The organism is Macellibacteroides sp. (assembly GCF_050251695.1).
Taxonomy (GTDB): domain Bacteria; phylum Bacteroidota; class Bacteroidia; order Bacteroidales; family Tannerellaceae; genus Macellibacteroides; species Macellibacteroides fermentans.
Map to the genome: position 1 here is coordinate 1 of NZ_JBFWMI010000076.1, position 15,986 is coordinate 15,986.

17 protein-coding genes are annotated in these 15,986 nt (G+C 44.8%); 9 read left to right on the forward strand and 8 right to left on the reverse strand.

What is annotated here, in order from left to right:
• The first annotated feature begins 41 nt into the window (after positions 1-41).
• Both AB7E53_RS11145 and AB7E53_RS11150 read left to right on the forward strand, forming a co-directional pair.
• The gene (locus AB7E53_RS11145; RefSeq protein ID WP_446775708.1) at positions 42-1,271 is read left to right on the forward strand and encodes a M23 family metallopeptidase; all 1,230 of its coding nucleotides are present in this window, start codon (positions 42-44) and stop codon (positions 1,269-1,271) included.
• Positions 1,268-1,636: a YccF domain-containing protein gene (locus tag AB7E53_RS11150; protein ID WP_446772282.1), complete on the forward strand. Its 369-nt coding sequence runs from the start codon at positions 1,268-1,270 to the stop codon at positions 1,634-1,636. The genes AB7E53_RS11145 and AB7E53_RS11150 overlap by 4 nt, the downstream gene beginning before the upstream one ends.
• 148 nt (positions 1,637-1,784) lie before the next feature.
• On the opposite strand, the gene murI is transcribed toward AB7E53_RS11150, so the two are convergent.
• The 8 genes from murI to ribD form a co-directional block, all read right to left on the reverse strand.
• The gene (murI, locus tag AB7E53_RS11155) at positions 1,785-2,618 is read right to left on the reverse strand and encodes a glutamate racemase (RefSeq protein ID WP_446775692.1); all 834 of its coding nucleotides are present in this window, start codon (positions 2,616-2,618) and stop codon (positions 1,785-1,787) included.
• 71 nt (positions 2,619-2,689) lie between these two features.
• Positions 2,690-3,187: an OmpH family outer membrane protein gene (locus tag AB7E53_RS11160; protein ID WP_079684482.1), complete on the reverse strand. Its 498-nt coding sequence runs from the start codon at positions 3,185-3,187 to the stop codon at positions 2,690-2,692.
• Between the two features lie 54 nt (positions 3,188-3,241).
• On the reverse strand, positions 3,242-3,757 hold the full coding sequence (locus AB7E53_RS11165; protein ID WP_350456732.1) for an OmpH family outer membrane protein: 516 nt from the start codon (positions 3,755-3,757) through the stop codon (positions 3,242-3,244).
• A 90-nt stretch (positions 3,758-3,847) separates the two neighbouring features.
• A complete protein-coding gene (bamA, locus tag AB7E53_RS11170) occupies positions 3,848-6,526 on the reverse strand; it encodes an outer membrane protein assembly factor BamA (protein ID WP_446775694.1) in 2,679 nt (892 codons plus the stop codon).
• 20 nt (positions 6,527-6,546) lie between these two features.
• Complete coding sequence (locus tag AB7E53_RS11175) at positions 6,547-7,284, reverse strand: isoprenyl transferase (protein WP_446775696.1); 738 nt, start codon at positions 7,282-7,284, stop codon at positions 6,547-6,549.
• Positions 7,285-7,299: 15 nt separating this feature from the next.
• Entirely contained in the window at positions 7,300-8,007 is a 708-nt protein-coding gene (gene porG / locus AB7E53_RS11180; protein WP_179399612.1) for a type IX secretion system protein PorG, read from the reverse strand.
• Positions 8,008-8,079: 72 nt separating this feature from the next.
• Complete coding sequence (locus AB7E53_RS11185) at positions 8,080-9,426, reverse strand: DUF6242 domain-containing protein (protein ID WP_446775698.1); 1,347 nt, start codon at positions 9,424-9,426, stop codon at positions 8,080-8,082.
• Positions 9,427-9,537: 111 nt separating this feature from the next.
• Positions 9,538-10,584, reverse strand: a complete 1,047-nt coding sequence (gene ribD / locus AB7E53_RS11190; protein ID WP_371689821.1) for a bifunctional diaminohydroxyphosphoribosylaminopyrimidine deaminase/5-amino-6-(5-phosphoribosylamino)uracil reductase RibD — start codon at positions 10,582-10,584, stop codon at positions 9,538-9,540.
• A gap of 56 nt (positions 10,585-10,640) precedes the next feature.
• Here ribD and prmC point away from each other — a divergent pair, with 56 nt between their 5' ends.
• The 7 genes from prmC to AB7E53_RS11225 form a co-directional block, all read left to right on the forward strand.
• Positions 10,641-11,486 carry a peptide chain release factor N(5)-glutamine methyltransferase gene (gene prmC, locus AB7E53_RS11195; RefSeq protein ID WP_446775700.1) on the forward strand — a complete coding sequence of 282 codons (846 nt, stop codon included), beginning with the start codon at positions 10,641-10,643 and terminating at the stop codon, positions 11,484-11,486.
• Positions 11,483-11,971, forward strand: coding sequence for a regulatory protein RecX (locus tag AB7E53_RS11200; protein ID WP_446775702.1), 489 nt, complete (start codon positions 11,483-11,485; stop codon positions 11,969-11,971). Before prmC ends, AB7E53_RS11200 begins: the two co-directional genes overlap by 4 nt.
• Positions 11,955-12,638 carry a ComF family protein gene (locus AB7E53_RS11205; protein WP_446775703.1) on the forward strand — a complete coding sequence of 228 codons (684 nt, stop codon included), beginning with the start codon at positions 11,955-11,957 and terminating at the stop codon, positions 12,636-12,638. Before AB7E53_RS11200 ends, AB7E53_RS11205 begins: the two co-directional genes overlap by 17 nt.
• Before the next feature lie 86 nt (positions 12,639-12,724).
• The gene (gene pyrE, locus AB7E53_RS11210; RefSeq protein WP_079684455.1) at positions 12,725-13,363 is read left to right on the forward strand and encodes an orotate phosphoribosyltransferase; all 639 of its coding nucleotides are present in this window, start codon (positions 12,725-12,727) and stop codon (positions 13,361-13,363) included.
• A gap of 15 nt (positions 13,364-13,378) precedes the next feature.
• Positions 13,379-13,789, forward strand: a complete 411-nt coding sequence (locus AB7E53_RS11215) for a polyketide cyclase (protein WP_079684454.1) — start codon at positions 13,379-13,381, stop codon at positions 13,787-13,789.
• 8 nt (positions 13,790-13,797) lie between these two features.
• Positions 13,798-15,135, forward strand: coding sequence for an argininosuccinate lyase (argH, locus tag AB7E53_RS11220; RefSeq protein ID WP_446771062.1), 1,338 nt, complete (start codon positions 13,798-13,800; stop codon positions 15,133-15,135).
• Between the two features lie 109 nt (positions 15,136-15,244).
• Positions 15,245-15,986 (forward strand): aldo/keto reductase (locus tag AB7E53_RS11225; RefSeq protein ID WP_446775706.1); only part of this gene is annotated, 742 nt, incomplete at its 3' end.

A 15,986-nucleotide genomic window follows, 5' to 3' on the forward strand; every position in this document is an offset into this window, starting at 1 on the left:
CTAATTGGCTTGCTTTAGTAGGAGCTTTTACTTTTTTATCCATTGGTTTTGGATGCAAACAACCAGAAAAACCGGTTGAGGAAGTGGTTGATTTACGTGAATACCAGTATGGAATTTGTACCGACTCCCTAGATGTAACACATTATGTTATGAAACCGGGTGATAATCCGGCAACGATCTTTGCCCGTTTAGGATTCACTCCTGCACAGGCCGACAGTATCAGCCAATGTGCTGCGGGAGTATTGGATCCTACCAAACTTAAAGCCGGAATGGAATTCTGTACAATTACGACTCCGGATAGCATGGCAACTATCAAATATATCGTCTTTCCTAAATCGCTGACCGATTTTGTTGTTATTAATCTTAGCGAGGAATTGCCGGCTGCCTATCCGTACACCAAAGAAATTACCTATAAACGAAAGTTTGTTAGCGGCACCATTAATTCGTCGTTGTGGAATACGATGAAGGAAGTTGGTTCCGATCCGCTGTTGGCTATCAAGCTATCGGATGTATATGCCTGGCAGATCGACTTTTTCGATGTGAAGGAGGGCGACTCTTTTTCGGCCATTTACAATGAGGCCTATATAGACGACACCACGGCACTCAATATCTCGTCGATCGAAGCAGCTGCATTTACTCATCAAGGTAAAACATACAACGCAATTCCATTCATGCAGGATAGCATTCAGGAATACTACGACGAAGAGGGTAAAAGTCTGCGAAAAGCATTTTTAAAAGCCCCGTTGGACTTCTTCCGTATTACATCCAAATATACCAATGCCCGGTTCCACCCTATCTTAAAACGTTACAGAGCTCATCATGGAATCGATTACGCCGCACCGACAGGTACTCCGGTAAAAAGTATCGGTGCCGGAGTAGTAATTGCCAAAGGATTTCAGGGAGGTGGCGGAAACTTTATCAAAATCCGTCACAATTCGGCTTACAGCACCACCTATATGCACCTGTCTAAATTTGCCCGTGGCATACGTATTGGCAGTACTGTACAGCAGGGCGAAGTAATTGCCTATGTAGGATCTACCGGCTTATCTACGGGTCCGCATCTCGATTTCAGGGTATATAAAAACGGTCAGCCAATTAATCCGCTACATGTGGAAGCTCCTCCTTCCAAACCGGTAAAACCTGAACTCAGGGATAGCTTCTTATTGGTTAAAAATGCTTTGTTACAGGAAATAGATAGTTGTAACCGGCTACATACAACCTCATCCAACCGAACGATTGCTTTAATTCAGTCTAATACAAATCTAAAATGAAATTTCTGGGTAATATTATCTGGCTTCTTTGCGGAGGCATTGTTACCAGCATCGAATATCTGGTAGCGAGTTTACTTATGATGGTAACCATTATCGGTATCCCTTTTGGACTGCAGACTTTAAAATTGGCCATGTTGGCTTTATGGCCATTTGGAAGTAAGGTTACCGATAGCGGAAACTCGGGAGGCTGTCTGTCGATAATCATGAATCTGCTATGGATTTTACTGGGTGGGATATGGATTTGTGTTACTCACCTGGCTTTTGGATTATTGCTTTGCATTACCATCATCGGGATACCGTTTGGTATGCAGCACTTTAAAATGGCAGCTTTAGCCCTTACACCCTTTGGTAAATCCATTTCCTGACAAGGCAGAGTAATTTAACTCCTGTCTCCTCAACTCCTTCAGCATCCGGAATTCAAACTATTTCCGGGCAGATCGGCTTTAATCAAAGGTTAGTCAATCACCTTCGATTGGTTATTGAATACATTGGTATAAATCAGACTTCAGTTTTTCAATCGATAGCCACTTGCTGTACGTCGATTTGTTGATTTAGAAAAATAGAGGCTGCTTCGGCAAACTTAGCGGCAGATTCGGTGGTTAGGAACCGGCTTACGCCATTCTTCGTTATCTTTTGATCCATCTCGGGATGCCGCATCAGATAGTCCTTCAGGCTGGCAGCCACATACTCCCCTTGTGCTAACAGCGTAATTCCGGAAGGCACATATTTCTTTATTTTATCCATTAACAAGGGATAATGAGTACATCCCAATATGATGGTGTCAATCTGCGGATCCTTCGTAAAGAGGAAATCTAAATGTTTTTGTACAAAGTAATCTGCACCGGGACCATTAAACTCGTTATTCTCTACCAGAGGAACCCACATGGGGCATGCCTCACCCGAAACCTTGATGTGAGGGAACATCTTCCCTATCTCCAGCGAATACGACTGTGATGATATCGTACCGGTTGTTCCTACCACACCAACATGTTTGGATTTACTGATAGAATCAACCAATTCCACGGTTGGTCTGATTACACCCAGCACCCTCCGGTTCGGATCTATATGGGGCAGATCATTTTGCTGAATCGTACGCAAAGCTTTGGCTGATGCCGTATTGCAGGCAAGAATTACCAGGTGACATCCCTCTTCAAATAGTTTTTCTACCGCTTGCAAGGTAAAGCGATAAACCACTTCGAAAGAGCGCGATCCATAAGGAGCACGGGCATTATCGCCCAGATACAAGTAATCGTATTCGGGCATTGCTTCACGTATCTTCTCAAAAATAGTAAGTCCACCGTAACCTGAGTCAAAAAGGCCTATCGGACCCGGATTGTTTGTCAGCATATAGATTCCTCCTATATAAAAAAGGATGCCTTCCAAAGAAAGGCATCCTCAGGATACAATATTGTATTTTATTATTTCAGTCCCAACTTGGATTTTACAAGGGGAGTCGCATCAACTCCTGAAGTACCTATGTAAAGTAATACAGAAGGATCGATGATATACATATAACCTTTCTCGTCTCCTACAGCTTTGATTGTAGCTTGTACTTTTTGCTGGATAGGAGTAAACAATTCCTGTTGTTTTTTCTGAACATCCTGTTCAGCTACCTGTACGAAATTGTTGATACGTTCCTGAATATCCTGAATTTCCTGCATTCTTCTTAACTTGATGTTCTCTGTCAAAGAATCTTGCTGAGCAACAAAGTCAGAATACTTCTTCTGATATTCTTCCTGCATCTGCTTCAACTCAGTTTTATATTTCTCGTTAAGCTCTGTCATTGTCTTTTCCATCGCGGAAACTTCAGGCATAGCCATGATCACTTCCTGTGTTTTAACAAATGCAATTTTAACATCCTGGGCAAATGCTCCCAGAGGGAGAATCATCATTAAAAAGATAATAAGTTTCTTCATTTTCAATTTATATTTCATGTTACTAATTCTTATAAAGCGCACAAATTTAAGCAATTATTTTGAATAACCTAACTTTAGTAAAACTTCATTACTGATATCAATTTTAGGTGATGCAAAAATGATGCTCATAGCCGAAGCTCTGTCTACAACTACCTGATAGCCTTTCTCTTCCGATATTAATTTTACAGCATTATAGATTTCATCCTGCATCGGTTTCATCAGGCTCTCACGTTTTTTATACAGCTCTCCTTCTGCTCCAAAATACTTACGTTTCAACTCTTGCGCCTCTTGTTCTTTCTTAACAATAGCCTCCTCACGTTTCGTTTTCATTTCGGCCGAAAGAAACACCAGGTCGCTCTGATATGTTTTGTACATATTCTGAGCCTCCTGCTGAATGGCTTCCACCTCGCCCTGCCATTTCTGAGACAGCTGGGCCAACTGTTCGTTAGTCATTTCATAAGCGGGGATATTCTTCAGGATATATTCCATGTCTATCAGCGCGAACTTCTGTGCCATGCCCGCAAAAGAACAAAGAACAAGCATCGTGCACATGTAGATAATCTTTTTCATATTCTTTCCTTTTTATTGGTTCAACAATATATGTCAGACTGCAAATATAACCGACAGTTTATATCTCACACTATATTTCACATTAATTAATTAAAACTCCTGACCGATTATGAAGTGGAAGTTACTTCCACCAGCATTGCGCTGTCCGTTAACCTTATCAAAACCATACGCCCAGTCGATACCCATCATACCAATCATAGGAAGGAAGATACGTACACCCACACCTGCAGAACGCTTTAAGTCGAACGGACTAAAGTCTTTCAAGTTTTGCCATGCATTACCTGCTTCAACGAAAGCCAGACCATAAATTGTAGAGGTAGGCTCAAGCAAGAACGGGTAACGTAATTCCATTGCAAGACGTGAGTAAGCGTAACCATAGGAGTTGTATCCGTTGTTTCCGGCAATACTACCATTCTCGTAACCACGAAGACCGATTGTTTCGGTTGCATATGTGCTTGAATATCCACTCATACCGTCACCCCCCATGTAGAATGTTTCGAACGGTGAACGCTTATTCTTATTATAATGACCTAAGAATCCATATTCGATACGAGACATCAACACCGGTGTACGTTTAACAGTAAGAGGTGCTAATGGAGAGAATATTTTAGCTTTGAATTTCCATTTATGGTATTCGATGAAATTGAATTTACCTTCATCATTATCGGACATAGAAGCATAATCCTTTCCATCCCACAAAGAATAAGGAGGAGTAGCTGAAACAGAGACAGAGAACTGTGAACCACGACGTGTATACAATGGATTATCCACTGAGTTACGTTGCAACATCAATTCCATGTTTACATTGTGGCTGTTTCCATTCTGAACAAGGAAATAAGCCCAGTCCTTCATCATATACAACTGATAGTTAAGCGTAAGCATGAACTGGAAATAGTCATCCGGCCAATTCAAACGTTTACCGTAACCAATAGACAATCCAAGCATCTTAATAGACTTATCCGGGTCGTACGCCAACTCATAGTTACCACCATACATAGAATTTCCGTACATAGAGTTACCGTACATAGAATTTCCATACATAGAGTTACCATACATGCCATAATATGGATTCATACCATATGAACTGCTGCTAAGGTAATTGCTGCTGATATCTGTCTGCATAGAGAAGTAAGCACTTACCGAAAGTGTATTGGGACGTTTACCTCCAAACCAAGGATCCATAAAGGAAACGCTGTATGCCTGGTAGTAGCGACCGTTTGTCTGACCACTTAAAGTCAGTGTCTGTCCTTCACCCTGAGGTATGATACCTTTATAAGTAGAAGGATTAAGGAAGTTTTTCATTGAGAAGTTGGTAAACTTCAAACTCAACTTACCGATAACCCCAGTCTGTCCCCATCCGGCAGAAAACTCAACCTGGTCGTTTGCCTTTGATACCAGATTATACTGAATATCCACGGTTCCGTTTTCCGCATCCGGAACAGGATTCGGATTCATGTTTTCAGGATCGAAGTGACCCATCTGAGCAAGTTCACGAACGGAACGGATCAAGTCTTCACGACTGAACAACATACCCGGTTTTGTACGTAACTCACGACGTACAATGTCTTCGTACAAACGGTCGTTACCATTAATGATGATACGGTTGATAGTCGCCTGAGGACCTTCCTGGATACGGATCTCGAGAGCGATAGAGTCGTTTTCAACCTCTACTTCCACAGGATCAGCACCAAAGAAAAGATATCCGTTATTATAGTATATGTTAGATACAGCATCATCATCTGTAGTAAGACGCTCATTCAGCTTCTTCTGGTTGTACACCTCACCCGGTTTCATTCCTAAGATCGCCATCAGTTGATCGGTAGGATACTGCGTATTACCAACAAAGTTGATATCCTTCAGATAATACTTCTGACCTTCGCTGATGGAAAGATACACATCAACCGTCTTTTCATCGTGATTGATTACGCTGTCGGCCAACAATACCGCATCGCGATAACCAAGTTCATTGTATTTATCAATTATATTCTTTTTATCTTTTTCGTATTCCTCTGTAACGAATTTCTTCGTACTGAACATCTCTTTAATGCTTGTCTTCCAACGCTTCCATGCAAACTTTTCGTTTGTTTTCTTCATCGCTTTCTTCAGATCGGCATCCCTTAGCATAGAGTTTCCGGTAAAAATGATCTGATTGATTTTAGTCTTTTCATTTTTATCGATGTTTATATCAACAATAACCTCGCCTTCCTTGGAAACGTCATCCTTCTGAACAATCTGCACATCGACATTCTTAAACCCTTTGCCATCAAAGAATTTCTGAATAACAATCTTTGCCCGGTCAATAAGGTTCGGTGTAATCTGAAAACCCTTCTTTAAATTAAGTTTTGCCTCCAGGTCTTCACGCTCACCCTTCTTTATTCCATTATAATTAACTTCCGAAATACGCGGACGCTGTTTAAGTTTAATTTCCAACCACACCTTATCATCCTGAATCTTGGAAGCCAGAATTTTCACATCAGAGAAAAGGCCATGCTTCCAAAACCGGTTTACAGCAGCTGTAATTTCCTCTCCGGGGACGGTTATCATGTCGCCCACAGATAATCCGGAGAATCCGATTAACACGAAATCATCATAATTCTTCACACCCGTTACCTTGATGTCTTCAATCTTGTATTGTTTCGGTGATAACGAATATGAAATAACCGGAACTTCGCCCGATTCATTCTCAACTTTTGTAGTGTCACTTTCCTGGGCAAAAGCTCCGAAAGCATAGCCAAGAAAAATAAAAAACAGCACTATTCTTTTGTACATATAACAGCTATTGTTAATAATTATAATTGCTCGCTTGTCTTACCAAACCTACGTTCGCGGCACTGGTAATCCAGGACAGCTTCATACAACTCCTCTTCTCTGAAATCCGGCCAGTACACATCTGTAAAATACAGTTCTGCATACGATAATTGCCACATCAAAAAATTACTGATTCGCTTTTCTCCTCCGGTTCTGATTAACAGATCCGGGTCGGGGATACCACGAGTAGTAAGATGTTCCGAAACCATTGCTTCGGTTATATTGTTGGGAATAATTTTCTTTTCAAGCACTTCGGCCGACAATGCTTTTACGGCCTCCACAAGCTCCCATCTGGAAGAATAGCTCAAAGCCAGTACAATGGTTGTTCCATCATTGGAAGAAGTTTCTTCTATGCATTGCATCAGAGTAGTACGCGCATCGGCAGGTAATCTGGAAAGATCCCCTATAGCCAGCAACCGTACATTATTTTTCATTAAATCGGGGGTTTCCCTGTGGATAGCAGTTACCAGCAGTCCCATTAAAGCCTGAACTTCCTCATCAGGTCTGCTCCAGTTTTCGGTAGAAAAAGTATATAGCGTAAGGTATTTCAATCCGAGCTCAGTTGCCGCTTCAACCACTTTTCGTACAGAAACGACACCCTCCATATGACCAAAACTACGGTCTTTTCCCCGTGATTTTGCCCAACGGCCGTTCCCATCCATGATGATGGCAACATGCTGTGGCATTCTATTTCTGTCAATTTTTTCTATCAAAGACATTTCTGTTTCGTATTCTTAATAATAACTATTCTCATTGTTGCAGGGCCGGTCTCGGGGTCCGAAGTCCCACGTTACCGAAAGCATCAAAAAAGAATACCAATCCTTATTCTTCAATGCGCTCCCTTTCATTTTATAGGGATCATCCAGCAATTGGTTGTCGCCGGTAACATCCAGATTGTCTCCAAACAGTTTTCTGTATGAAAACTCGCACCCGATATTTACCCGGTTCATCAACTTGTACTTAATCCCTATGCCCAGAGGCAGGTTAACACCGGCAGACGTATTTCCTTCTCCAAAAGACGTTGTTAAACCAAGTCCCGTAAAAATATACGGTGTCATTCTTTTTGTATAAGCGTATGTATACTTGTCGCTATACGGAAAGAAATTAAACTCGATCTGCCCCCCCAGGTCTACCATATTCTTTGTAAAAGATACCGGCATCGCTCCCGGAAATACGTTATCCGTATTATCGGTGCTTCCCGAAACCTTTCCCCAAAGCAAAGATCCTTTAAGCGCCCAACGGAAATTGGTGTTGTATCTTACAACAGCGCCGGCAGCAGGATTCAACTCTTTGAATAAACTGCTTTTGTTGACATCGCCCATATAAAAGGCTCCGCCAGCCATTCCTCCTATTTCATATTTATATTCCTGTGCCTTCGTAAAGACAAAGGAAAAACTGATTGCAAAAATCAGAAAAGCCTGTTTAAAGAAAGTTGAATTCATATCCTTCGAATTTATTTATCACACCATTCCTAACGTTAAAAGCAGTGCAAAATTATGATTCAAAGGAACATTCTACTCTTTAAAGCCCAATCTGTTAATTCGTCCGTGCCATGTTTCGTTCAGTTCCGAGCCACCAGTTGTACTCTTCCCTCCGAAAATAAGCATGAATTTTGATTTCTCCACTACCACAGAAGCATCGCCTCTACCAGTATATACGGCGGGTAACATAACCATCGAATCGGCTAAAGCCCAGGATACCCCTTTATCAATAGACAAATAAATATCGCTTGTTCCCTTGCCGGCGGTAGTAAAACCACCAATCAGGAAGAACTTATCATCGTAATAGGTAAGCGAAGCACCTTCTCTTTTTCCAAAATAGGAAGAAGAAGCATCTGTAAGAAGCGCCCACGACTTTCCATCAAAAGTACTCCAGGCCGCATTGGTAAGTTCGCCTGCAGCAGTTTTACCGGCTACTGTCATTAAGCGGGCAAAGTACATTGAGTTGTATGAAAGAGCCGAGAATCCGGAAACAGGGAACTGATCCGGAGCGATCTCACCCATGGTAAATACGCCGGCTTCACTCATTGCTGCAAACCGGTATACACCCGAGTCGTCCACTAAAAGAGACAATGCCGGAGCCGAGTTGTTATCTTCATTAATTGCCCCGTAAACAGCAACCACCTTAGGAGCTCCTGCTACCTGAACAAAAGAAGTTTTATCGGCCGAACGGTACAAAGCGCCCGATGCAGCAGGTACATACACCTCGTTATTAAAGAATACAGCCTGTTTGATCAATGCATCGGCAGGGAAACCTGTCAATTGATTTTTGGTCCACACCGGCTTATCAGTAGCCGGCGAAGTATACAATTCATGTGCGGAAGCACCCTTTGCATACATGTAAAGAGTGGCACTGTCGGGACTCATCAGCACCTGCTGTTTTTGTACAGCCTGTGGTAACATCGTATTGGTGTATAACCCCCATTCCAACGAATCGGGCACCACCTGATGAATATTCACCTGGGCACGGTATGTCTTTTTAGTAACACCGTCGTATGCAGTAGTGATAAATGTAACCGGTTTAGAGAAGTTAAGCGAATCGGAACCGTTCCACCAGATGGTGTCGCCGGTTGCTTCCTGAATTACCTGAATAGACGAGAAGCCGGATGCAGCAGTAAATTTACAAACCACCTTTTCGATTTTCGTTCCATAATCCATGGAATCGATATTATAAATACGATCGTTCAGCTGATCTATGGAAAACTTAACACTATTCAATCCGGGGACAGAGTCGTTAGACAGTGAAAAGGCTTTAACCTGAGGATCTTTGATTGTAACAGTTTCCACCTCATCATTTCCCAAACAGGAAGAAAGTGCCAGCATGCAACTACCAACCAGGAATAGTACTACTTTATTTTTCATCAAAAGCATAAGTTTAATCATATAAGGCACAAAAGTAGAAACATTTTTTGCTTTCCGCCCCATATTTAATCAATATTTATATTATTTTAGTGTCAATACACAGAATCCGATCTAAAAATCGGTTCGTCTGTACCAGTCAATTTTCGAATCGTTATGCAATATCGTAGACTGCGGCAACAGATTCAGCGCCGGAGCAGGCACTCCGTCCTTAAGATACACATGAGCCGTCTCCACCCGGATTTCATCCCATAAGTTGGCAGCAATAAAACTATTTAACAATTCGGTACCCCCTTCAACCAACAGAGACTGAATCTTTCGGGCGTGCAACTCAGATAATACCGTATCCAGAATATCGGATGTAAAGTTGGCCTCTACGTACTCTACCCCCGGCCTGTTTCCGGGAGTCTTTTCCGTAAACACCAGGGTACGTACAGCTCCGTCCAGCACATGGAATCCGTGGGGGATGCGCAGCGTACGGTCCACAATCACCCGGACAGGGTTACGCCCCGACCAGCTCCGTACCGTCAGCGACGGATTATCATTCAGCACCGTGTTGGTACCCACCATAATGGCATCCACCTCAGAGCGCAACTTGTGTACCATCCGCATGGTTTGGGGAGTGGAAAGAACAACCGGCACATGTACCCCGCCCTTACGGGCTCCGTCTATAAACCCATCGCGGCTCTGGGCCCATTTCAAAATGATGTAGGGACGGCGGGCAAGCTGGCTCGTCATAAAATAGCGGTTCAAATCCCGCGCCTCCTGTTCAAGCACACCGGTAACCACCTCTACACCAGCTTCCTGCAGGCGAGCCACCCCTCTGCCGGACACTTCCGGAAAAGGATCCTTACAGCCTACAACCACACGAGGAATACGGTGTTTTATGATCAGATCCACACAAGGAGGAGTTTTCCCAAAGTGAGAACAAGGCTCCAGACTCACATAAAGCGTAGAATCGGTCAGCAGCGATTTATCCTGAACCATCCCCACCGCATTCACCTCAGCATGAGCCTCTCCACATCGGCGATGATAGCCTTCGCCAATTATCTTATCCTGATGAACGATTACGGCTCCAACCATCGGATTGGGCGAAGTATTGCCGGCACCCTTACGGGCCAATGCAATACATCTGGCCATATATTTCTCTTCAATCTGCATTATTTTCCTTGCTACTTTACCAATTCTAACTTACTTTTGCACAAAAACATGTGCCCATGAAAGAGATACGGAATTACATCGAAGACTCCCTGAAAGGACTTTTTTCAGCAGAAGAAATCCGAAGTCTCACTAAAATGATACTGGAAAGATGTTGTTCCATCCCCCAGCAACGTCTACTGTTCGACAAAGATATACAAATATCCGATACACAGAAACAAGACATCGAAGCGATTGTTACACGGTTAAAGAACCAGGAACCTATCCAGTACATTCTGGGTACCACCTGCTTTTACGACCTCGACTTTAACGTAACCCCCGATGTGCTGATACCGAGACCGGAGACCGAAGAGCTGGTGGAACGCATCCTGTCCCGGCACAGGCAGCAGGGCATACGCATCCTGGATATCGGAACCGGAAGCGGCTGCATTGCCGTAACCCTGGCTGCACACCTGCCGCAAGCCCGGGTTGTTGCGGCCGATGTTTCGCCGGGAGCCCTTGCAACAGCCGCCGGAAATGCGACAAAGAACGGGGTAACAGTACACTTTATCGAAACAGACATCCTGGCCAGGAAAGCGCTGGAAGACATTCCCGGTGTATTTGATGTGATTGTTAGCAACCCTCCGTACGTAAAACTGAGCGAGAAAGAGTCGATGGAGGCCAATGTGCTGAACTACGAACCGCACCTGGCCCTGTTTGTAACTGACTCCGATCCGCTGCTTTTTTATCGCTCCATCGCCCGATTCGGCAACAAGAAATTACGAAAGGGCGGATCGCTGTACTTCGAGATCAACGCCCAGTACGGCAAAGAAGTAGCCGGGTTGCTGGAAGAAGAGGGCTATACCGATATAGAGATTATTAAAGACATCCCGGGTAAGGACCGGATTATACAAGCCAAACGATGAAAGAGAAAACCGAAGCCGAACTATTACACCTTTGTGCAGCCTATTGCTCGGCGGCAGAACGATGCATCCACGATGTAAAAAAGAAGCTGGACGCAGTCGATGCCTCTCCGGAGGTGAAGGAACGTATCATCCGCCGGCTTGTAGAGGAAAAGTTTATCGACGAAACACGGTTCTGCCGGAGCTTTGTAAACGACAAACTCCGGTTCAACAAATGGGGACGAATCAAAATAGACTTCGAGCTCCGCAACAGAGGGATCTCCCCCGCCTTACGGGAAGAATCCCTGGGTAGTATCGACGAGCAATTTTACAACGACCTGCTGGCAGAGCTGCTTACAAATAAGAAAAAAAGCATCAAAGCCAAAGATGCCCGCGATGCCTATCTGAAACTCCTTCGCTTTGGTGCAGGCAGGGGATTCGAAAGCAACCTCATCTCTCGCTGTCTGCAGCAATTGGTAAAAGGAGGCGACGATGAAACTATGGAATGACCTGTTGCATCTCTTTTTCCCCAGACTGTGTCTGCTATGCGACGAACCGCTTGTAGAAGGCGAAAAGACGCTCTGCCTGAGCTGTCTGTACAGTCTGCCGCGCACCCACTTCCACAAGCGGTCCTTCAATCCCGCCGAACAGCTTTTTGCCGGCAAAACACCCGTCACCAAGGCTACCTCCTATTTATATTACGAAAAGGGAGGGAAGGTACAGCAACTGATTTACGCCATCAAATACCGGGGCGAGAAAGAAGCCGGCTTCCAAATGGGCAAACTGGCGGCTGCCGAACTGTACAAAGAGGACTTTTTCGAGGGCATTGACCTGATAATCCCGGTACCGTTACACCCCGGAAGACAACGACGCAGAGGGTACAACCAGGCCGAGTGCATTGCCCGGGGTATCGCATATGTGGCACAAATACCGGTGGACTGCCGTTCGCTGGTACGGAAACGGCAGACCAACACCCAGACACATAAGAATGTGTTCGAGCGGTGGACCAATGTACAGGATATTTTTCACGTAAACACGCCCCAAAAACTTACCGGTAAACACATCTTACTGGTAGACGATGTACTTACAACCGGAGCCACAATCGAAGCATGTGCCCAACGCATAAACGACATCGAAGGGGCACATATCAGTATCTTAACGTTATGCATAGCCTAAATATATAGGAAATTTTAATCGGTTTCCTTAGGCTTTATCAATCACATTGTCTATTTTTGCAAACGATATCAAATATAAAGGATTGTATGAAAACACTGGAAAGATTAGTTGCTGAGAAATTATTAAAAATTAAAGCCGTTAAATTGCAACCGGCTAATCCGTTTACATGGGCTTCGGGATGGAAATCTCCTATCTACTGTGACAACAGAAAGACACTTTCTTATCCGGCTGTTCGTACGTTTATCAAATTGGAACTTGCCCGCGTTATCAGCGAAAAGTATGAAAATGTAGACGCCATTGCCGGGGTTGCCACAGGTGCTATCGCACAAGGAGCTTTGGTTGCCGATTTGCTTAATTTGCCATTTGTATACATCCGGTCTACCCCCAAAGATCATGGTTTGGAAAACCTGATTGAAGGCGAATTGAAACCCGGATCGAAAGTGGTGATTATTGAAGACCTGGTATCTACAGGAGGAAGCAGTTTAAAAGCTGTAGAAGCCGTACGCAATTTCGGTTGCGAGGTAATCGGTATGGTAGCCATCTTTACACACGGCTTCCCCATTGCAACACAACAATTTAAGGAAGCCAAGGTAGCACTTACAACCTTAAGCAATTACGACGCTGTGATTGAAGAAGGTGTACGTACAAATTATATCGACGAATCGGATATCGAAACGTTGCAGGAGTGGCGCAAGGATCCGGCTAACTGGAATCCCGAAGCCTGATTTAAAACCCAACATATGACAGAATTTGTTAGCGAGGTTAAAACAATCCCGCACGATGAAGATCGCATCTTCACCATGCTCTCTGATTTATCCAACCTGGAGCGGATTAAAGACCGCCTTCCCCAGGATAAAATACAAGATTTCGAATTCGACAGCGATTCATGTTCATTCGCTGTGGCACCGGTAGGTAAAATCACGTTCCGCATTGTGGAACGTGAACCCAACAAAACCATCAAGTTTGAAACAACGAATTCACCTGTACCTTTGTTCTTATGGATTCAACTGAAACAGGTTGCCCCCGAAGATACGAAGATGAAGATGACGATCAAGGCCGATCTTAATCCGTTTATCAAGCCGATGGTTTCCAAACCCCTGCAGGATGCCCTGGATAAAATAGCTGTGGTTATTGCATCGCTGCCCTATTAATTAGCAATATGGCTCAAAAACTTTGGGAAAAGAATGTAAAGGTAGACCAACAGGTGGAAGCCTTTACAGTAGGTAAAGACCGCGAAATGGATCTTTACCTGGCAAAATACGATGTTCTGGGCTCCATGGCACACATCACCATGCTTGAAAGCATCGGGCTGCTTGCCAAAGAGGAGCTGCCGGTTCTGTTGGCTGAACTCAAGAACATCTATGCCATTGCCGATAAAGGTCAGTTTGTAATTGAAGAGGGGGTCGAAGACGTACACTCGCAGGTAGAGCTGATGCTTACCCGCAAGCTGGGAGATATGGGTAAAAAGATCCACAGCGGACGTTCACGCAACGACCAGGTGCTGGTGGACCTTAAACTCTTCACCCGCGCCCAGATCGAAGAGGTGGTACAGCTTGTATCCGGCCTGTTCGATGTATTGTTAAGTCAGAGCAACCGCTATAAGGAGGTACTCCTGCCCGGATATACCCACCTGCAGATAGCCATGCCATCCTCCTTCGGGTTGTGGTTCGGCGCCTATGCAGAGAGTCTTACCGACGATTTGCAGCTTATGCAGGCAGCGTACAAGATCTGCAACCGCAATCCCCTGGGATCGGCAGCAGGATATGGCTCATCGTTCCCGTTAAACCGTCAGCTTACCACCGATCTGCTTGGATTCGACTCGCTGGACTACAACGTGGTATATGCCCAGATGGGACGTGGCAAAATGGAACGCACCGTGGCCTTCGCCCTTGCGGGAATAGCCGCCACCCTGTCCAAACTGGCCTTCGATGCCTGTATGTTTAACAGTCAGAATTTCGGATTCATCAAATTGCCCGATCAGTTTACTACCGGATCCAGCATCATGCCCCATAAAAAGAATCCGGATGTGTTCGAGCTCACGCGGGCCAAATGTAATAAGATTCAGGCGTTGCCGCAGCAAATCACGCTTATCAGCAACAACCTGCCGTCTGGTTACTTCCGCGATCTTCAAATTATCAAGGAGGTGTTCCTGCCGGCATTCGACGAACTGAAAGACTGTCTGCGTATGGTTACCCTGATGATGCAGGAGGTAAAGGTAAACGAAACCATTCTGAACGACGATAAATATTCGCTCATCTTCAGTGTGGAAGAGGTAAACCGGCTGGTTCTTACAGGCGTACCCTTCCGCGATGCCTACAAACAGGTGGGCCTCGAGATTGAAGCCGGACGGTTCACACCGCAGAAAGCTGTAAGTCACACCCACGAAGGCAGCATCGGCAACCTGTGCAACGACCCTATATCTGCACTCATGCAGCAGGTTATAGACGGGTTCTCATTCAGCAAGATACACGAAGCAGAACAAACCCTGTTATCGTAACAATATGCATTGCAGCAGCCAAAGAATCGGAATGATCTTTGGCTGCTATTTTTTTTGTTTGTACTTTCGTCTGATAAACCAATACAAAAACCATTAATACCTATCTTCTATGGACTACACAGCAGCAGCAGACCGCTACACAAATGGTATGAAATACAACCGTTGCGGACGATCGGGCATTATACTTCCGGCCATCTCATTGGGCCTGTGGCATAATTTTGGCGACATAGACAACCAGGAAGAGGCAGAAAAGATGATCCTTTACGCCTTCGACCATGGAATCACCCACATCGATATTGCCAACAACTACGGTCCCCCTCCCGGATCGGCAGAAAGCAATTTCGGTAAAATATTCAAGAAACAACTGCAGGGATACCGCGACGAGCTGATCATCTCTTCCAAAGCAGGCTATCTGATGTGGCCCGGCCCATACGGCGAATGGGGATCCCGCAAGTACCTGCATGCCAGCATCGATCAAAGCCTCAAGCGCACCGGCCTCGAATACTTCGATGTATTTTACAGTCACCGGTACGATCCCAACACGCCGCTTGAAGAGACCATGCAGGCGTTGGTAGATATCGTAAAGCAAGGCAAAGCCCTTTACACCGCCATCTCAAACTATCCTGCCGACAAGGCTGCCGAAGCCTACAAATACCTCTCGGCCCACAACACCCCCTGTTTATTGCATCAGTGCAAATACAGCATGCTTGTGCGCGACGTAGAACCCGAAGTACTGGAGGTAGGCAAGCAACACGGCGTAGGACTCATCGCCTTCTCATCCCTGGCACAGGGACTGCTTACAAACAAATACCTGCACGGCATACCCGAAAATTCGCGGGCAGCCAAACCCT